At 35.7% G+C, this 19859-nt stretch carries 18 protein-coding genes; 6 read left to right on the top strand and 12 right to left on the bottom strand.

The window, feature by feature from the left end; genetic code table 11:
- The first annotated feature begins 177 nt into the window (after nt 1–177).
- Both DRF65_RS15045 and DRF65_RS15040 read left to right on the top strand, forming a co-directional pair.
- Complete coding sequence (locus DRF65_RS15045; RefSeq protein ID WP_115971588.1) at nt 178–2301, top strand: Tex family protein; 2124 nt, start codon at nt 178–180, stop codon at nt 2299–2301.
- Nucleotides 2302–2475: 174 nt separating this feature from the next.
- A complete protein-coding gene (locus DRF65_RS15040) occupies nt 2476–3108 on the top strand; it encodes an HAD family hydrolase (protein ID WP_165852234.1) in 633 nt (210 codons plus the stop codon).
- Nucleotides 3109–3266: 158 nt separating this feature from the next.
- Here DRF65_RS15040 and DRF65_RS15035 read toward each other — a convergent pair whose 3' ends face one another.
- From DRF65_RS15035 to DRF65_RS14995, 9 genes are all read right to left on the bottom strand, one after another.
- The gene (locus tag DRF65_RS15035) at nt 3267–3536 is read right to left on the bottom strand and encodes a hypothetical protein (RefSeq protein ID WP_115971586.1); all 270 of its coding nucleotides are present in this window, start codon (nt 3534–3536) and stop codon (nt 3267–3269) included.
- A 142-nt stretch (nt 3537–3678) separates the two neighbouring features.
- Nucleotides 3679–4545: a hypothetical protein gene (locus tag DRF65_RS15030; RefSeq protein WP_123947360.1), complete on the bottom strand. Its 867-nt coding sequence runs from the start codon at nt 4543–4545 to the stop codon at nt 3679–3681.
- Nucleotides 4546–4548: 3 nt separating this feature from the next.
- On the bottom strand, nt 4549–6606 hold the full coding sequence (locus DRF65_RS15025; RefSeq protein WP_115971584.1) for a L,D-transpeptidase family protein: 2058 nt from the start codon (nt 6604–6606) through the stop codon (nt 4549–4551).
- A gap of 66 nt (nt 6607–6672) precedes the next feature.
- Nucleotides 6673–7020: a hypothetical protein gene (locus tag DRF65_RS15020; protein WP_115971583.1), complete on the bottom strand. Its 348-nt coding sequence runs from the start codon at nt 7018–7020 to the stop codon at nt 6673–6675.
- A gap of 21 nt (nt 7021–7041) precedes the next feature.
- Nucleotides 7042–7545 carry a DUF4280 domain-containing protein gene (locus tag DRF65_RS15015; protein ID WP_115971582.1) on the bottom strand — a complete coding sequence of 168 codons (504 nt, stop codon included), beginning with the start codon at nt 7543–7545 and terminating at the stop codon, nt 7042–7044.
- Between the two features lie 37 nt (nt 7546–7582).
- Nucleotides 7583–8710, bottom strand: coding sequence for a hypothetical protein (locus DRF65_RS15010; RefSeq protein ID WP_115971581.1), 1128 nt, complete (start codon nt 8708–8710; stop codon nt 7583–7585).
- Between the two features lie 383 nt (nt 8711–9093).
- Nucleotides 9094–10665, bottom strand: a complete 1572-nt coding sequence (locus DRF65_RS15005; protein ID WP_115971580.1) for a M20/M25/M40 family metallo-hydrolase — start codon at nt 10663–10665, stop codon at nt 9094–9096.
- Between the two features lie 302 nt (nt 10666–10967).
- Nucleotides 10968–12116, bottom strand: a complete 1149-nt coding sequence (locus tag DRF65_RS15000) for a carboxypeptidase-like regulatory domain-containing protein (protein ID WP_115971579.1) — start codon at nt 12114–12116, stop codon at nt 10968–10970.
- A gap of 350 nt (nt 12117–12466) precedes the next feature.
- The gene (locus DRF65_RS14995; RefSeq protein WP_034684091.1) at nt 12467–12643 is read right to left on the bottom strand and encodes a histone H1; all 177 of its coding nucleotides are present in this window, start codon (nt 12641–12643) and stop codon (nt 12467–12469) included.
- Between the two features lie 749 nt (nt 12644–13392).
- Between DRF65_RS14995 and DRF65_RS14990 the strand changes: the two genes are divergently transcribed.
- A complete protein-coding gene (locus DRF65_RS14990; RefSeq protein ID WP_115971578.1) occupies nt 13393–13644 on the top strand; it encodes a hypothetical protein in 252 nt (83 codons plus the stop codon).
- 127 nt (nt 13645–13771) lie between these two features.
- On the opposite strand, the gene DRF65_RS14985 is transcribed toward DRF65_RS14990, so the two are convergent.
- Nucleotides 13772–15181, bottom strand: a complete 1410-nt coding sequence (locus tag DRF65_RS14985) for an aminotransferase-like domain-containing protein (protein ID WP_115971577.1) — start codon at nt 15179–15181, stop codon at nt 13772–13774.
- A 116-nt stretch (nt 15182–15297) separates the two neighbouring features.
- On the opposite strand from DRF65_RS14985, the gene DRF65_RS14980 reads away from it, so the two are divergent.
- The 3 genes from DRF65_RS14980 to DRF65_RS14970 all read left to right on the top strand — a co-directional run bounded on the left by DRF65_RS14980 (nt 15298) and on the right by DRF65_RS14970 (nt 18110).
- A complete protein-coding gene (locus DRF65_RS14980) occupies nt 15298–15813 on the top strand; it encodes a hypothetical protein (RefSeq protein ID WP_115971576.1) in 516 nt (171 codons plus the stop codon).
- 90 nt (nt 15814–15903) lie between these two features.
- Complete coding sequence (locus DRF65_RS14975) at nt 15904–16815, top strand: helix-turn-helix domain-containing protein (RefSeq protein ID WP_115971575.1); 912 nt, start codon at nt 15904–15906, stop codon at nt 16813–16815.
- A gap of 89 nt (nt 16816–16904) precedes the next feature.
- On the top strand, nt 16905–18110 hold the full coding sequence (locus DRF65_RS14970; RefSeq protein ID WP_115971574.1) for an MFS transporter: 1206 nt from the start codon (nt 16905–16907) through the stop codon (nt 18108–18110).
- A 70-nt stretch (nt 18111–18180) separates the two neighbouring features.
- Here the strand turns inward: DRF65_RS14970 and DRF65_RS14965 are convergent, their stop codons facing one another.
- Together DRF65_RS14965 and DRF65_RS14960 are read right to left on the bottom strand one after the other, a co-directional pair.
- On the bottom strand, nt 18181–18534 hold the full coding sequence (locus DRF65_RS14965) for a DUF488 domain-containing protein (RefSeq protein ID WP_115971573.1): 354 nt from the start codon (nt 18532–18534) through the stop codon (nt 18181–18183).
- Nucleotides 18535–18634: 100 nt separating this feature from the next.
- Complete coding sequence (locus tag DRF65_RS14960; RefSeq protein WP_115971572.1) at nt 18635–19732, bottom strand: lactonase family protein; 1098 nt, start codon at nt 19730–19732, stop codon at nt 18635–18637.
- Nucleotides 19733–19859: the final 127 nt, after the last annotated feature.

The raw sequence follows: 19859 nt of genomic DNA, 5'->3' as shown, positions 1-19859 counted from the left end.
AAACATTCAAATTATGGATTCCCATAATTATAGTAAAGATGTTTTCTTCTATATTTGTAGTAATAATTTTGAAAAGCAATTCACAATAAGGATTATTCCGTTGTGAAAACATTCAAGGCGGGGCAACTCGCCTTTTTTCGTTTTAAAACCCTATTTTAGCCTTCCGAAAACAGAACAATGACGACCGTAGAATTTATACAGAAACAGCTCGATATTTCTGAGAAGAGCATCAACAATACTTTACAATTATTAGCAGAAGACTGTACCATTCCTTTTATTTCCCGTTACCGTAAGGATAAAACCGGAAATTTGGATGAAGTACAGATTGAGAAGATCTCAAAGATCAGCAAGCAGTTTGATGAAATTGTAAAGAGAAAGGAATCTATTGTAAAATCTATAGAAGAACAGAATGCACTGACCCCCGAGCTTAGACAAAGAATTGAAGAAAGCTTTGATATTCAGGAGTTGGAAGATCTATATCTGCCTTTTAAAAAGCGTAAAAAAACCAAAGCGGATAATGCTAAGGAAAAAGGATTAGAGCCTTTAGCCAAAATCATTATGAGCCAGAAGAATAATGAAGTGCAGTTTCTGGCATCCAAATATTTGAATAATGAGGTTCCTTCTGAAGAAGATGCCCTTCAGGGAGCGAGAGACATTATGGCAGAATGGATCAATGAAAACATGTATGTCCGTAAGAATCTGCGTCGTTTATTCCAGCGTAAGGCTGTTGTTACGTCTAAAGTCGTGAAGGCTAAAAAGGATGAAGAAGATGCCCAGAAGTTCTCTCAGTATTTCGAGTGGGAAGAAAACCTCAGCAGAATTCCTTCTCACAGGCTTTTGGCTATGTTGAGAGCTGAAGCGGAAGGTTTTGTGAAAACCAACGTGGGAATTGACAAGGAAGAAGCCGTCGATTTTATTGAAAAAGCAATTATCAAATCTGATAATGAAAGTTCTGAACAGATTGCATTAGCGATAAAAGACAGTTATAAAAGGCTTCTGGAGCCTGCTATTTCCAATGAAGCTTTACAGGAAGCTAAAGAAAGAGCTGATAAAAAAGCCATTGAAATCTTCTCTGAAAACCTAAGTCAGTTACTTCTGGCTCCCCCACTGGGAGAGAAAAGGATACTGGCGATTGATCCCGGTTACAGAAGCGGCTGTAAAGTAGTTTGTATAGATGAAAAAGGAGATCTTCTTCATAATGAGACCCTCTACCCTCATGCTCCACAGAATGAATCCGGAATGGCAATGAAAAAGATCCGTTCTATGGTGAATGCTTACAATATTGAAGCAATTTCTATTGGGAATGGAACAGCAAGCCGTGAAACTGAGTTTTTCATTAAGAAAATTGCTTTTGATAAGCCTTTACAGGTTTTTGTGGTTTCGGAAGCGGGTGCCTCTGTGTATTCTGCCAGTAAAATTGCAAGGGATGAATTTCCAAGCTATGATGTAACGGTTCGTGGTGCGGTTTCTATCGGAAGAAGACTTTCAGATCCATTGGCTGAACTGGTTAAAATTGACCCGAAATCGATTGGCGTTGGACAGTATCAGCATGATGTGGATCAGACTCAATTGAAAAATGAACTGGATTCTACTGTGATGAGATGTGTGAACTCCGTAGGAATCAACCTGAATACAGCCAGCAAATCATTATTAAGCTATGTTTCCGGGATTGGAGAGAAAATGGCTGAAAACATTGTGAATTTCAGAGCTGAAAACGGAGCTTTTGAAGACAGAAAACAGCTTAAAAAGGTTCCGAGACTTGGAGAAAAGGCATTCCAGCAGGCCGCTGCATTTGTACGAATCAGTAATTCAAAAAATCCATTGGATAATTCTGCCGTACACCCTGAAGCGTACGGAATTGTTGAAAAAATGGCCAAGGACCTGGGCATTAAAACCAATGAGCTGATTGCCAATAAGGAAAAAATAGCCCTGGTAAACCCTGAACAATATATTACCGGAGACATCGGAATCCTGGGAATCAAGGATATTTTAAAAGAGCTTGAAAAACCTGGTTTGGATCCAAGGAAAGCCGCTAAAGTATTTGAATTTGATCCCAATGTAAAAAGTATCAGAGACTTGAAAGCAGGCATGATCTTACCGGGAATCGTCAATAATATTACCGCATTTGGATGTTTTGTAGATCTTGGGATCAAGGAAAGCGGACTGGTTCATATTTCACAGCTTAAAGATGGATTTGTATCGGATGTGAATGAGGTTGTAAAACTGCATCAACATGTGAGAGTAAAGGTAACTGAGGTGGATGAAGCGAGGAAGAGAGTGCAGTTGAGTATGATTTTGTAAGCATGTGATCTGTATTGTTTTAATTCTTAAAATATTTTAAGGGTTTAGAATATTAAGTTGAACTTCGCTTTAAAGTATTTGTTTATAAAAACCTTTGATTTTTACTTAACTGACCTTAATGGTTAAATAATTGCTTGTTAAAAGTCTTTATTCATCAATTAAACAAGAAACATTTTGAGTTATAAAAATTTAATTTTCGATCTGGACGGAACTTTATGGGATTCCAGAGCAACGATCATCAAAATATGGAATGATGTTTTAGGCAAGCATCAACTTATCCAGCAAGAGCTGAAGCCTGACGATATGAATCAATATATGGGTTTACTCGCCCACGATATTCTGAAGGATATGCTTCCGGGAATTTCGGATCTGCAGATTCAGGAACTTCTTTCTGAAGTGGTAGCTCAGGAAAACAAGGTATTGCGTATTCAAGGCGGTATTCTTTATCCTGGTGTGGAAGATACACTGAAAAGCCTGGCCAATACCCACAATCTTTTTATTGTAAGCAACTGCCAGGACGGATATATTGAGTCTTTTTTAGAATATTACCAGTTCAATAATCTCTTTGTAGACTTTGAATCTCATGGACGCACTCAAAAAACGAAGTCAGAAAACATAAAGCTTCTCATGGAGAGAAACAGTTTATCTGTTGATGATTCTGTATATGTTGGGGATACCCAAACTGATTATGATTCTGCTGCTTCCAACGAGTTGCCTTTTATCTTCTGCGAATATGGATTTGGAAAGCTTTCTAAACAGCATGAAGCCCAGATTTCAGTATTTTCTGATTTAAAAAATTATATTTAAATAAAATCCGTCCCGCAAAACTGTGGGACGGATTTATTTTTTATTTGATCTTTTGTACCGGCATTTCAATAATCCCGTTATGAGGCGGAGAGGTGAGAAAACTTGATATAAAGTATTCATTCTTTCGTTTAATCAATGTTAATAAAGGTGATAGGTTCTCATTCCTCCCTTCTATTATTCTTTTTGTAAAAAAACTCTATAGAATCTTTATTGGCTGTGGCAAAAATTCCTCCAATGTATTCTTGATAGTTATCATCCTTACTATACCTTTTCCTTTTATTATCTGCTAACCAGCTTTTAAATATACAACTATCAGGTTTTATCAAGCCTTTCCATTGTTTAAATAACTCACCAGAAATAAGTTCATCCTCTCCTTCTGACTCATTACCTAATTTTGTGATATCATTATTTTTCTTCTTGATTATCACTTTGATCTGTCAGGAATGTTGAGTTTTTACGTTCTCCATTTACCGGACTATCCGTTTTTGTACATGAAAGCATCTGCACAAGTAATAAAACATACCTCAATCTAATGCTTGATTGAAAGAAACTTTTATTCATTTGTAATATCTATTTATTACTAATTTCACCTGAGTTTAATTGAAGTTTTTCGATCATAGGAAAAACGTGTTGTTTAAAATAATTCATTTCCGGCACATTCATCTTTTGCATCAGCTCTTTTCCAAAAAAAGAATTAATATTTACAAAATCTTTATTGATCGTTTCAAAATTGGTATAAAAAGAGGGTCCAAGCTGCACTTTTACTTTTGGCATCCCATCCATCTTTTTCATCAATGGAAAATATACTATTTCTTTCTGTGCCTCAGATTTTAAAAGCAACAGATCTTTTTCACCAGACTTTATATAACCTAAATTCATATCTAAAAAATCCTCATCAACAAAGTACCCTTGAGACATTTTAAGAATATAATTTAACAATGAAGAATCATTATATTTTACACTTTGCTGAATAAAGAAATAAGAATCATTTAAAAACATTTGGATCAAAAGGTTTTCATAGAGCTCGATTCCATTATAAGAGACTGTTTCATTCTTTGAAATCTCAGATAATATATAAAAAGCATTGCTATCCGATAATTCTGCTATTCTTAGCAATAATAACTGGCAAGTGAAAGAAGATTTCAGCTCGTCTTCTTCTGTTTTAATATCAGACAGATATTCTATGAATGAGCTTCTAAAGTTCTTATCCAAAAGATCTTTTATCTTAATATTTTCGATATAATCTTCTTTATATTTAATCTTTTTAAGCAGAATATTATTTTTATCAAACAGGTAGTTATTTTCTAAATGTATATTATCAATGAGTTTACTTTCCTTCTCCAGTTCTATAGTTTTTTGAGTCATAAGTTCATTATTTTGTTTATTATTCTGGCAACCTGTTATAAGGAGAAGTGTAATCAATAGGAATATTTTCATAATTTATTTTTTAATTATTACTTTTCCAGGTTTTACACCTGGATCTGTTTTTTTAAATTCAATCCACCAATTATAGAAGTCTTTTGCATCCTTATCGTAAATTCTTATACATCCTTCGGTTCTTTTTAATGTTTTAACAGGATAACCTTCCTGTCTGCCTCCATGTATTCTAATAGCAGATCTTCCACTGTTATCAGCCTCATCTTTACGTCCCTTAATAGGTTCAAAAACTAATCTTGGATTTGGACCATATGTAATTTTATTTGCGGCTGTAGAACTATAAAAAGGAGTACTTTCATTTATTTTATAAGCCCCATATGGAACATCTGCTGAAGTTTTACTTCTATCTTCTCCTTTTATTCCTTCCAGTAAACAATCAACTATTGTAAATACCACCTTACTATTATCATCGAAAACTTCTATTTTTCCTCTTCTGCAATTATTTCTAATTGGCGTTCGTTCTAAGTGGGTACATTTATTACCAGTATAATGTTCTGTAATGATCACATTCCAAGTTCCTTTTTCAGGCAATAAAGTTGCAACAGCATTACCTTTTTGACAGTCAAAGACTTTTACTTTATTTAATTTTCCTTTCTCAATATATTTTTGGATTCCTTTTTTTATTTCTGCCTTGGTTACCATTCCATCTCCATTACCATATTTAGGATTAGTATCAAACCCAGAATTTACTCCATAAGCATTTATCCGCTCTTTATAGTTTCTATCATTTTTATTCAAACCTTCTCCATCTCTACTAAATACAACATGTTCATCAGACTTTCCCATTGAAGCTGGAAATAGAATTCTTAAATAAAAATCCACAAATTCATAATCCTTAATTCTTATATTTTCAAAATATTTTTTCACATAATCCAATTGTTTTACTGCCGTCATCTTTGCAAGTGCACTTGTAGTTGTTCCTAAGTCTTTAGCTGTATCAGCCATAAATTGAATTAACCCTGTTGCTGTAGACTTAGGATTTTTAGCAGAAGGGCTAAAACTTTCTCCTGTTTCCCAAGCAATACAGGCCATGAGATTATTAGCCATTACCATATAATTTTTAGGCCATAAATCCTTACATATTTCAACTACTTTTTTTCTAAAATCACAACTTACTTTACCACTCCAGATTAAATCTTTATATTGTTCCTGACATATACAGTTTATCTTTTTCTCTTCTTTCTTCTCGTTAATCACTACAACAGAATCATTAGCCTCCACCTTCATCGGTTCTGCACCAGCACTTACAGGGATCACCTGAGACGTTACAGAGGTATTCAAATGTTCAACTTCTATAAAATATTCCCGTTCATTGCCTTCACCCCATTCATAGCTTTTGGTATACATAGCTTTGGTCAGGATAATACCGTTAATAAAGTTGGTAGTGTCATAGGCCAATGTTACAGATTTTTCATACACAAGATCATTGCTATACCGTGAGAAGTCTTCTTCCCAGATTCTTACCATTACATTTTTACCTTTCATACTTTGAGTAACGATCTTAATCGATACAGCATCACCTGTTTTAGCATTTTTCAAAGGTTTTCCTGCTGCATCTGTAAATGCTGCACTTATGATTTTCCCTTCAGGATCAGCCTGTTTTTTTGCAGCCGGAGTTTGAGGAAATTTAGGTGTATCTTCTTTAGGTTTTGGTTTACCAGGCTTTACCTCTTTCTTTTCAGGAGCAACCGGAGATTTCCTGTGAGGAGGAGAAGTTTCCTTGGATTTTTGCTTTTCAGGAAGCTCAGGAATATGGGTAGGATTGGCAATATTTACATTGGGACTGGCCTTTAGAATATGTTTGGAAATCATTTCTGCCGTCACATAATACTCATGAGCTTTCCCTTCGTTCTTATCTCCTTCCGCTACCTGAGCATTGGCAATCTGCACAGCCATAGTATAGCTGGGTAACCTGAAAATTACTTTAGCAATACCTTCATGATCCACTTCTCCTACAAAAGGTACCGGATTGATTCTGTTCATCATATTTATCACCGGATCATGCCCTTTTCCTATTGCATCATCTTCCCATAAGGTGAAAGATACTTTATGACCGAACATCCCCACACAATAAGCCTTAGCGATTAAAGCATCTGTATAATGAAGCAGTTTTCCTTTTTTTAAACGCTAAGAATTAATGTCCAATAAATTTATACGGAGTATTTTCGGTACCTCAGCCTGCTTTGGTTTTATATACAGTTCACCTTTATCCTTCCCTCTCGTTACTTCAATTTTTAAAGCTTTATATTGTAAACTTTTATGGGTGAATTTATAAGTAATCTGCTCGCCTTCTTTTTTATTTCCATGAGTAATTCGCCATCCTTTCCGGTCCTGTACATGGATATTCCACTGTATTTTAGCAGGTGGAAATGAAAAGGAATTGGAAGATATCAGATTATCAAAAACTGCAAGTGAATAAGCCTCTACGTTTCCAACAACAGGTTTTGTACTTCCGGTAATAGTCAATTTTGCCATATCTGTTAATTTTGAAACATGTTACTCGTAGACCGCATCGGGTTCTTCCAGATCTTCCCTGGATTCTTTTAAATCCATAAACGGATTGATAAAATGATAGCTTTTCGGATCAGCCAACGTTATATTTTGCCGGTTCATGGTTGAGGTTTGCCCATGTTCCTTCACTGTAATGATTCCTCCGGTACTGCACATCAGCTCAGAGATTTCAGAAAGACAGCTTTTCCCCATAATCTTTACTTTTTCATAAGTTTTCTGCCATTTTCCGACTGGAGCATAAGCGCATGGTAAATACCCTCCGGAGGTAGGTTTTAATCTGCATTTGCCGAAGCTTGCCCCGGAAGGGTTGAACTCTACATCTTCTTCCGTAACAGCAAGATTATCTTCTGAAGTTTCATGATGATTCCAGTAATGCTTCTGATGGGACATTACCTTAAACTGAGGGAATAAATCTCCCTGATTACAGCAGGCTCTGCCTTTTTGGATGACAAAGTGTTTACCATCGTGTGCTGATAAATTTTCTGACATAATTTTTGTGTTGAGTTGGTTCAGTCGTGTTTTTTAATTAACCTGCTAATTTTTCCAGTTCAAAAGTCATAGACTTCTCATAACCGGCAATCTGAATATCAAATTCTGCTTTTATCTTCTGAACAGAAAAATCTTCAGCATTCAAAGTATATATTGCTGAATGATTGGCCGTCAATGATTGTAAATGAGGCTTTGTTTCTTCCTCATATTCAAGGTCTGTATTATACAATTCTTCAACGGTACGATAATCTACGGATTTGCCAGTCTGTAAAATTTCTATGAAACGGGAATCTCTTTCCGGTAAAGTATGATTCAGTAATTCCATTTTAACCGGAGAAGCCGGAGCCAGCCATGAGAAATCATCTGTATACGGAACTGCTGTTCCCTTTATGTTATAGTCGGCCTGATAAAAAAGGCTGAACAGAAACTGTATTGGCAGTATCTTTTTCACACTGTTATAAATAATCTGAGGAGTAGCCATTTTAGCTTTCATATGATCAATATGTGAAGATGCATAGAATCCCTGATGATAGTTTTTTAATGATTCAATTTCACTCATCATTTCCAAGATCCCTTTATGGGTTTCTGCTGCTGTCAGTTCTCCGGAGCGGTCTACAATCAATGTTATGGGATAAATAATTTTTACAAATGCGGAAGCCAGGTTACTTATCTTCTCTCCCGGCTCTTCTCCGTCTTTTTCAAAATCACTCATTGAAAAATGAATATAATGTCCTTTTTCTTCTTTTATATGATTAAAATGTAATGAATAGGCATATTCACTTTTCTGAACTCCATCATCACTTTCGGTTTGCTTTACTCTATAATCTCCAAGTACAGATCTTCGGTTAAAAGGAATTTTTCCTTTGGGGAACTGTTTATACCAGCCTTCTCCATGCTCCCTGATCAAAGAATTTATGGTCCGGATCTCTCTTTCATCAGGAATACAGAGCTTATGCAAAAATCTCAACGCTCCGTTTTCAGGAATAATATCAAGAAAACTGCACCGTTTATTGTGATATTCACGGAGGTATTCGTGGTTTTCAAGCATCAGGTCCCTGGCGATACTTTCCAAGGTTTCTCCAGACTTTACAAGATAAAAATTCTGTTTTTCTATAGGTTCAATTCTGTGAGCAGGATTTTTCCCGACCAAAATATTTTTTTTCATAATGTGTGTTTTTTAATTCTAAAAGCTTTTTAAAATTAAAGATCCCCACTTTATCTCTTTTTGTATTTACGTGTGTTTTTATTGCATATTATACTAAAAACATGTACAAAAAAATTAAAATTTATGCAAAATAAAAGCTGTTCCATTTCTGAAACAGCTCCGTTTATTAGGTATTCGTACACCATTGTTTTTCAATCACTTAATATTTAATCTGCATTTTTGCATGCAACAATCATACATGAAGATTATTTATGCTAAAATAGCCATTACTAAAAAGCAAACACAAAGGCATTATTTCAACAATAAGTGAAGTAAAAAAGTAAAAAAAGGGTCGCCTTTTCAGGCAACCTTTTTACTGAAGAGCTATTTTTTAAAAGACCCTTTTATTTATAATCTTTAGAACTTCTTTTAGGCTCTTTTGCTTCCGGCCATTGTACCGTATTTCCTTTCTCGTCTTTAGGCATTACTCTTTTCTCCCTATTGGTAAATTCAGGATCTTCAGAAGCCATATAAGCCAAAGCTGCCGTTAAGATCACGTTATTCTTCACCTCATCAAAAACAATCTTGTCATAAGTATCTTTTGTAGTATGCCAGGTGTATCCGAAATATCCCCAATTCAGAGAACCTAATGAGAATCCAGGTACTCCTGCTGCCACAAATGAAGCATGATCTGATCCGCCACCGCCAGGCATTCCAGGGAAATCTGTCTTTATGTGACTTCTTACCGCTTTTGGAACACCATCAAGCCATTTTCCAATATAATCATAAGCTTTTACGAACCCCTGACCACTGATATTAACAACACGTCCGGTACCGTTATCCTGGTTGAATGCTGCCTGTGTTCCTTTAATAATCTGAGGATTATCTGCCACAAAGCCTCTTGAACCGTTCAATCCCTGTTCTTCACTTCCCCAAAGACCAATCACAATAGTTCTTTTGTTATTAGGATAGTATTTTTTAAGGATTCTCATGGTTTCAAGCATTGTAAGTGTTCCCGTACCATTGTCTGTAGCTCCCTGTGCTCCGTCCCATGAATCAAGGTGAGCAGAAAGGATCACATACTCATCCGGCTTTTCTTTCCCTTTAATCATACCGATCGTATTAAAACTTTTTGCCTCCGGAAGCACCTTGGACTGGGCATCGATTTTAATTTTAGGCTGAGCCCCTTTTTCTGCCATTCTGTAAAGCATTCCGTAATCTTCCACATCAATGTCTACCATAGGAATTTTGGATGTCTTAGCTCCAAAGATTCTGTTTGCCCCCATAATTCCGGTCCAGTTTGAAATAGCAATTCCAGCTGCTCCTGCATTTTCTAAAGCTTCAGGAAGTGTATTATTATCATAGCCGATATTTTTTACATAAGCTGCAAAATCCTTGGTTGCCTGCTCTTTTTCTGCCTTAAGTTTTTCATAAAGTTCCGGAGTAGCAAATTCCTTAATCTGCTCATCAGAACGTCCGATTTTCTGATACTGGGCCATCAGCACAATTTTCCCTTTTACGGAAGGAAGCCATTTATCGAATTCGGCTTTGGTTGATACTTTTGGAAGAGCTACTACTTCTGCTTCCACAGCCTTTTTGGTAGCCGGACTCCATGCCAGCTGAGTGGCAGACAATGATTTTACCCTTGGAAAAACCATATCAACATGAGTGGTTCCTCTCTGCCATCCCTTCCAGGTCCCGAACTGCTGAAGATTGGCCTCAATACCCCATGAACGAAGCTTTTCTGCACTCCATTCATTAGCAGCAAGCATTTCTGGAGTCCCTACAAGACGGGGTCCTATCCCATCCAGAAGCTCATAAGCCATGCCTTCAAGCTGGGAACTGTTGTTTACTTCATCTACAAAACTCTTTACGATTGGATTAAGGCTTTCTTTTGGGTCTACCTTTACCTGGGCCCATGAAAACTGGGCAGCCAACATTACAGCCGGTACTGCAAAAAATCTATTTATCCTCATAATGTATATTGATTGCACTAAAGATAAAAGAAATTGCGGAGATGATGAAGGAATGGGCATAAAAAGTAGGTATAAATACTGTTTGAATAAACCGTAACTCTACAATTTTAAGAATTTCACAGTTGAAAAAGTGACAATATTCTGTATACTCAATTTGGCTTAAAAATTACAGCATGGATTTTTACGAATATAAAATTATTGAGCCTGTAATTATCACAAACAAAACCATATTAATAACTCGTTACCAAACAGATACAAACATTCACCGGTAAACGAAAATATAAAAATTCAAATCTAAAGGATTATTTTCCATTCATAAAAATCTGTTCTTCTTCGGAAAGCAGAATGGTATTGTTCTTATTTTCCTTTACAGGAACGTTATCCCAGATGTTTTTACTGAAGTCTACCTTTGGATCAAGACCTTTGTCATCAGATTTCCTAAAGGTATTATAGATCAGTTCTCTGCTGAAGTTTTTCTCATGTTTTACTCCTTTGTAAACTGCAAAGTATTTGTAGCCTTCAAGTTTAGTCAATGCAGGAACATACCCATCATCATTTTTAGAAAAATCAAATACCAGCATTGCATTTCCAAGTTTATAATCGTATTCTTCTCCTCCGGCTGTTTTTCTTTTGACCATAGGGTAATTTTCCTGTATGTAATGGACTTCAAAATACGTAATTACTTTATCTGCCGTGTTATATTTAAACTCCCCTTTCATTTCAATTCCTTCTCCAGATCTGATCTTAAAGATCACCAATTGTTCGTTACCATCTTCAAATACCATGGTCCCCGAATATTTTGCACCCTTACTTTTTATATGAAATAACACCCGGTTAAGTTCAAAATTGAAAAAATAATTCCCCATATATTCATGAGAAAACTCTCTGTTACCTGTAGTAAAAATACTGTCTGATTTGTTATTTTTCAGATATTTCACATTATTCAGCTGCATTTGAAGAATCTGGTCATAATCCATTTTAACCCCGTCTCTGTAACTATAATAATTGCTTTTACTCCAAAGCTTCGCTTCTGCAATGGCTAGAAAATACAGCTTATCATTATCCGTCTTTTTCTCTTTGTAGACCACATTGTAAACAGATGATTTTCTGTAATATCTCTTTTTATAATTTGTATTGACATCCTCAAAGATCTCCCTAAGATCTACACTGGCCATTTTTACTTCGTCAATATTTTTATATGCTCTTTTAAGCTTTACTGAGGAATTATATGCTGGTATTACTGCGCTTTGAAAACCCGAAGCTGACACTCCGAAGTCAGCTACATCCTGATCTACCGGAGCAAAACCGTCTTCATTGGTATAAACAATCTGGTTATGGAGAATAATTCTTGCATTGGGAACCGGAGCTCCGGTTTCTGAATCTTCTACTCTTAATTTTTGGCCCGAAAAAAGTCCGAAAACCAGAGCAAATAAGACATGATAATGTTTCATGAAAGTGCTTACTGTTAAGACAATTAAAATACAAATTAAATTTACAGTTTTCACGATAGAGTGTAAAAAATTGAAAATCGGAAGAATAAAACTGAAAGTTGTTTTTTTATATAAAAGAATATCACGCTCAGCAAAACTTGAGCTTCAGCGTTATTTCAACATATATACTTATAAAATTATAAAGTGAGATGGTTTCAATGATCGGGAATATTGATAGAATTATTTATCCATCTGTATAATTATTTCCATTCAATAAACAGTAATGCCTTCAAAATTGAAAATCGCAAAATCCGAAGTCTCAAAAATAAAGGCATAAAAAAACCGGCTACAAAAGCCGGCTAAAGGTTGAATTACTTCTTAGATTCTTCTACAGAAACTTTTCTGAAATCTTTGAACAATTTGCTAAGTTCTAAAGCTGATTTACGAGCTCTTGTACCTGCTGCCTTGTTTCCTTTTTCAGCTTGTTGGTTTGCCTCAGTTGTGAACGCTTCAAATTCTGCGTTGATTTTTTCAATTAGTTCTTTCATTATATTTAAAAATTTAGGCTGCAAATATAGGTTTTATGGTGATTCCAGCCTAGTAGCAGAGAAAAAAGTTTGGCCAAAATGAGTGAAATTTTAACATATTTCTACTCTGAAACCGATTTTTATCGATTTTCACCCTCTTATTTTCATAAAAAACCTGCTGCAATCCATAGTAAGCCAATTTTTTTCCAGGATTACCTCATTCATTTTCTTTCTCAATTTTTATTTTAATGGCAACAAATTTTGAAAGGCTTACCTGCCACCTATCTTATTTTTTCAAAACACCTCATGAATTGTCTTGTGTTCTGGATTTTATATTAAATTTGAAAAAAACGACTTAATCCATGTTCAGAAAATTAATTTTCCTGGCGCTTATACTGCCATTATTTTTTTTCACAAAACAAAATCAGTTATAAAATTTATTATGATGAAGATCTTGCAAAGAATGGTTTAAAAGTACAGGTAGATTATAAATTGAAAAAAGCATCTGATACTTTATCCTTTTATTATGCTAATGAAAACTGGGGTGAGAATGATCTTTTTAAAAACCTGACAATAGTAATGAAGAAAATCCTGATATTAACTTTGAAATTAAACCTGAAAGCAATACAATAAAGATCCGGAAGAAAAAAGGAACTGAGTTTTCCCTAATCTATCATATCAAACAAGATTTTATAGACCCCAGTTATAAGATATTCAACCGTCCGAGAATCAATAACACATTCTTTCATGTTTTGGGTAAAAATCTTTTTATGGTTCCATTCTCTTTCACAAAAGCACCAGATGAGCGGGAATTTGAATTTTCTGTTGAGTGGGTGAATTTTCCGGAAAAGTTCAGACTTCATAATAATTTTGCTTCTCAAATTCAGAAACATATCATAAACGGTGAAGATATTGATCTTACAAAGGAAAAATGGATAGATGGTTTTTATTTCAAGATTACTGATGGAGTTCCTCAATTGGAAGTTGACAAACGTAAGAATATCAAGTATCTGATTGAATAAAACAGGGATATAAGCCACCCGTCAAATCTTTGATCTGACACCCTCCAGAGGAAGGGAATTGAAGCCCATCGATTGTAGTATAAGCCTAATAGGCTATTTTGTATTTCTTTATACACTTTCTTTTTCCTTACATGAACTCACAAGCCTTTGTTCCTGTTTTATCCAATACCTGAAGACTTTCAGGAGTTATTCTTTCTGCAAAGACCACTCTAAAGTGATGATCGTATTTATCTGTAAGGGAAAATGTATTTCCGGGAGTAAATAAAATATTATGCTTTTCGCAATACTGATGAAATCTTTTCATATCCATATTTTCCGGCATTTGTGCCCAGATGCTGTATCCTCCTTGAGGTCTATGGAAATAGGATCCTTCCGGAAATGACTTTCTCAGGACTTCAAGCAACTGAATGGCCTGTTGATTGAGTTTCTTCCGGAATGATCGTAAATGCCTTTCATAGCTGTTTTCCTGTAAAAGTTTCAGTATCAATTCCTGATAAAGTGGAGATACTGATCGGCCCAGGGCAAACTTTGCTCTTTCTGCTCTTGCATAAAATTGTCCGGCACATAGCCAACCTAACCTAATCCCAGGTGCCAGGGTCTTGGAGAATGAAGAATACATTATGACCCACCCTTTTTCATCAAAACTTTTAATACTGGAGGGTCTTTTTTCTTCAAAGTAAAGATCGGAATACATATCATTTTCGATAATGCATATCTGATGATCTTCTGCAATTTTCAACAGCTCCTTTTTAGTATCATCACTCATCATAATTCCGGTTGGATTATGGAAATTGGGAGTGACGATAAGTGCGCGGACATTATTTTCGCCACATACTTTTCGGAAATAATCTGTGTCAAAACCACTTCGGTAATGAACAGGAACTTCAATAACCTTCAGTCCAAGATTAGCAATAACTTCCAGAATGGAAAATACACACGGGCTATCCACCGCAACCACATCACCTGCCCTGGTTACAGACGTAAGTGCAATTGTAAGTGCCTGCAAAGCACCATCGGTAATGATAAGCTCATCGGGATTGAATCTGCATCCATATATTCCCATTTGTTTTGCAATCTGTTTTCTCAGTGCTTCAAGTCCGTTGGAAGGATAATACCTCAGCAGAGAAGCTCCTTTTTCCCGGATCACTTCCTGCATAGTTCTTAGAATAAGTTTTTGTGGAATCAGAAGATCACCGGGCACTGCGGTATTGAAAGAACTTGATTCTGAAATCCTTTTGGAAGTCAGCAGCATATTCTTCATAAACACCTCATCCCGAACGACAGGAGGAAGCTTTGTTCTGAATTCAGGAATGTTCTCTTCTCTTTTATCTGCAACAAAATAACCTGAACGCGGACTGCTTTCAACCAACCCTTTGATGATCAGATATTCAAAACCATTTTGCACAGAGCTTGTACTCAGGCTATATTTTGCTTTTATTTCCCGAATAGAGGGTAGTTTATCACCACTCTGTAAAATTCTGTTCCGGATCTGCTCTTCAATTACTGCTGTAAAAGCTTCGTATTTGTATGTTTTCATCGTCTCAGGTCAATCTGTACCGAACAAATTTACAAAATTAGAATCTGTACCGATTGTATTTTAATCATCTGTATCCTTTCTGAATGAATTAATCTCATAATTTTGAAGAAAAAAGAATGGAAATCATTTCAAAATTCACCATAGGTTCAGATGAGGGCGTTAATGATCTTTTTACAGTTGTTAAATCTTATGTAAACACAACTTATAAAGACCTTATTTCAGAGGAAGAGATCAAACACTATATTGAAAACTGGGATCCCAGGAAAATGATCAATGAACTGAACAATCTTTCTAACCAGCTTATTATTACCTATGCCAATCAAAAGCCTGTAGGATATGGTATTTTAAAAAGTGGTTCCCGTTATCCCGGATTTCAGGAAGAGAAAAGGCTTACTGAGCTTCATTTTGTAATTCTTCCTGAATACAGTACTCCTGAGATCCGTGAATCATTATGGAAAAAATGCAGAACTGCGGCCTCCTTTACTGATATTATCTGGACTAATATCCTTATTCAGGATCCTTTACTGGAATTTTTGAAAGAATCTGGTTTTAATATTAAAGAAAGTTCCAGGACAGACCCTTTTCAACTCTCTTCTTATATTGTAGAAATGCAGATCACTAAGAATGGGTAGGTTTTAAATCAATACCAATGATAAAAACTATGGAAGGCAAATCTTAAAAGAAAAGATTTGCCTATCTTTGATTTTTATAATTCTGGAAAAATGAGTGATCAACTAGAAACCATAAAAGATTATTACAACCGCACCCGCAGAAACATTCTTGATGTCCCTGAGGCTGATTTTGAGGGTGGTAAATCTCATATCAACATTATTCCACGGAAATATTGTAGTTTTAAAAGCCCTTACAACCGTCGTGATTATTACAAGATATGCTTTATCATAGGCAAGGGAACGGCTCATTACGCCTCTCATAAACTGTATGTTGACCGCCCTGCCCTATTCTTTCCTTCTCCTAACATTCCTTATACGTGGGAATGTGAAGATGATTTTCAGGAAGGGTTTTCCTGTCTGTTCAATCAGGAATTTTTTAATGTAAATTCAGAATTCAATTTGTTTAAAAAAACTTCACTGTTTAAGGAATGGAGTAAGCCATTTATATTCCTGAATGAGGAACAGATCCAATTGGTCAGTATGTACTTTGAGCAGATGTACAGGCTGAATCATTCTTCTTATCCGTTCCGTTGCAGTGGTATTAAAAGTAATCTGGCTTCTGTTTTACACCTGGCTCTTGAAAACCGGGTTGAAGACGTAAGTCTTAATGAGCTCCCTGCCAATGTGCGTTTATACAGACTATTTGATGAACTTCTTAACAAACAGTTTCCTTTGGACTCTCCGGCCTACCCTTTAGTTTTAAAAACGGCTTCTGATTTTGCAGATCATCTGAATGTGCATGTGAACCATCTGAATTCCTCAGTAAAATCAGTTACGAATCTTACAACCACTCACATCATTAAAGAAAAAATATTTGAGGAATCTAAAAATCTGTTGAAATACACCAATTGGGATATTGCTCAGGTGGGGTATACGCTTGGATTTGAACAGCCTTCCCACTTTAATAATTTCTTTAAAAAGCATGCGCAGACTTCACCGCTGAAATTTAAAAACTTATTTTAAATATTTGAATTTTGTAATTTTTACTTTGTCTTTTAAAACTTAGTTTTCTATTTCTTGAAGTATTTTTGCATGGTAAAAAATGAATGAATATGTTGAGAGAAGCATCTGAGAAACGCATCAGATTAATAACCATTATGGCCTTTGTGTCTATCCCGCTTTCTGGGTTTGTCACGGATATTTACCTGCCATCCTTTCCTTCTATGGCCAAGGAAATGATGGTTTCGGAAAAAGATATACAGATTACTTTAACCTCATACCTTTTAAGCTATGGCGTTTCCCAGTTATTTGTGGGAGGAATATTAGACAGTATTGGACGCTATCGCCCTAAATTACTGGCTTTATTCATCCTTATACTGAGCAGTCTTTTAATTACCATGACTAATAGTATTCTGCTGATATGCCTGCTCCGCATTCTTCAGGGAGCCGCTGTCTCAGTACTTGTGGTGGCTACGCGTGCCATTTTTGTTGACATTTATGATTCGGAACGGGTAAAGCATTACCTGAGTTATTTTACAATTGCATGGTCTTGCGGCCCTATTCTGGCACCTTTTCTGGGAGGGTATTTAGAAAAATTGTTTAACTGGCATGCTAATTTTTATTTCCTAGCCTTTTATGCAGGATTTTTATTCCTGTTTGAGTGGTTCTTCAGTGGAGAAAGTCTTCTACAGAAAAAGAAACTTGATCTTTCAGAAAACATCAGTCTGTATTCTATGATGCTTAAAAATAAGATCTTTATGCTGGGAATCATTATTTTAGGATTAAGTTATTCTATTGTAATGCTTTTCAATATCACGGGACCTTTTATTATTGAAAATACATTCCACTTTACTCCTGTTGTGATTGGATACTGTACTTTGATCTTAGGATTTTCATGGATGATCGGAGGTTTTATCGGGAAACGCAGGCTGACACTGGACTTCAAACCAAGGATTTTACAGCCGATTCTTCTTCAGTTGGTCCTGATTGCAGGATTAATCATTACAAGTTACTTTTTTGAAAGTCTTTATATAATGATTCCCTTTGCCTTTTTTATTCATATCTGTTCCGGGATCTTATTTACATCATTCTTTACTACAAGTATGCTGTACTTTCCTAAAAATGCAGGTACAGCTGGCGGGCTGATGGGCGGACTGGTCTATGTTATCACCTCTGTTACCAGTTTTATTATTTCCGTAAGCGGAACGGTAACGGAGCAGAAAGGGCTTTCCTGGCGTTATCTGATCATTGCAGTTTTGCTCCTTGGAGTAATCCTCATTATGAATCAGGCCGTAAAAAAAGAAAAAGCAGAGAATTGATCTCTGCTTTTTTTATTGTTGTTGACTGCATTATGCTACGGAGAGTTTCACTCAACAGAAGAATGTCAATTTATTTAAGATTTTCCAGATACTTTTTTAAAACAACAGCATGACAGTGTTCTTCATCCTTTGCAGCATAAACCAATGTGATTTTTTCCTGATTTTTAAGGCGTTTCAGAAAATCTTTACCCAGATTACTTTCATAAAGTTCTTTCATATATTTTTCTGAAAATTCTTTCCAGAGTTGAGGATCGTGATGGAACCATTTTCTTAATTCTGAAGACGGCGCAATATTTTTATCCCATTCATTAATATCAGCTTTTGCTTTATTGAGCCCGCGAGGCCATAAACGATCTACCAAAACCCGACAGCCATCTTTTGGGGAAGCTATTTCATAGACTCTTTTTAATGCAATTTCGGACATAATACCAATAGTAAAGATCAATCAAAACATGAATAAATAAATGCAAACCTCATTCCTTCTTCCTTTGAAATTCAGTATTCGGTTTTAATAATATCAAAAATTAATATTTTCTGACCTGCACTGTTGAAACCCCTTCCAATTTCACTTTTTCCACTTTTTTCAGGAGTCCTGTTTCAGCATTTCGTTTGAAAACAACAGCAGTTCCGCTTACCGGATGGGCCACGATCAAGAAATTTCCAGTACTATCGATGGTAAAAACTCTCGGATGTATTCCTTTAGTAGATTGGTAGCCCACAGTTTTTAAAGTTCCATCATTTTGGATTGAAAATATGGCTATATTATTCTCATTTCCCCTGTTTGAAGCATACAGATAGCGTCCGTCAGGAGAGATATGAACATCTGAACTTTCAAAATCATCTTTAAATTTCTCTGAATGGGTATTGATTCTCTGAATGGGTTCCAGTTTTCCGTTCTCATACTGATAAACACTTACCGCGCCCCCCATTTCTTCGATACAATAGGCGAATTTTCCATTTGGATGAAAGGTAAAATGTCTCGGACCACTTCCGGGAGTTGCCTGTGTAAAAGAGGTTTCCGTTTCTGTCAATGGCTCTTTTTTATCGCTTCCAAAGGCATAGGTTCTTATTTTATCTGCTCCCAGGTCAGGCAAAAAGAGGTACTTAAAATCAGGAGAAAAAACCGTTGAATGAATATGGGCACGGTCCTGTCTATCCGGATTTACACTTCCTTCCGAAAACTGAATGTTCTGAACATAAGGCTGTATAAATCCATTTTCTAAAATGGGATACACGGATGTGCTTCCTTCCGTATAATTTCCATTGACCAGCCATTTTCCATTTTGATGCGCTGCCAGATAAACCGGATTTTCGCCACCACTTTTCTGACTGTTGATAAAGGTGAGAGACCTTTTCTCCGGATTGAATTCAAAGCTGCTTACGCTTCCTGCATTTTTTGTCTTACTCTCGGTACAGGAAAAAAGATAATTTCCATCGTGTGATAAGGTTAGAAATGACGGATTTAAAACTCCCTTAACGGATGTTACTTTTGAGAGTTTTCCTTTGAGAGGATCTAATTGATAGACATAGATTCCTTCAGATTCTTTATCATGGTTAAATGAACCAAAAAACACATAGGTATTCTGCGCACATAATGTAAGGCTTGCTAAAATAACAAACATTGTGCTTAACGTTTTTTTCAATTTTTAATTAGTTTTTTTTAAATATTCCGGGAATAAAATAGAGAACTATAAATTTATATATTTTTATTTGAATTAAGATATTTTTCAACCATCAAAAAAAAATTAA

It is taken from the genome of Chryseobacterium pennae (assembly GCF_003385515.1).
GTDB lineage: Bacteria > Bacteroidota > Bacteroidia > Flavobacteriales > Weeksellaceae > Chryseobacterium > Chryseobacterium pennae.
Note: the sequence above shows the minus strand (reverse complement) of the source record. Positions and strands in the feature narration are given on the sequence as shown.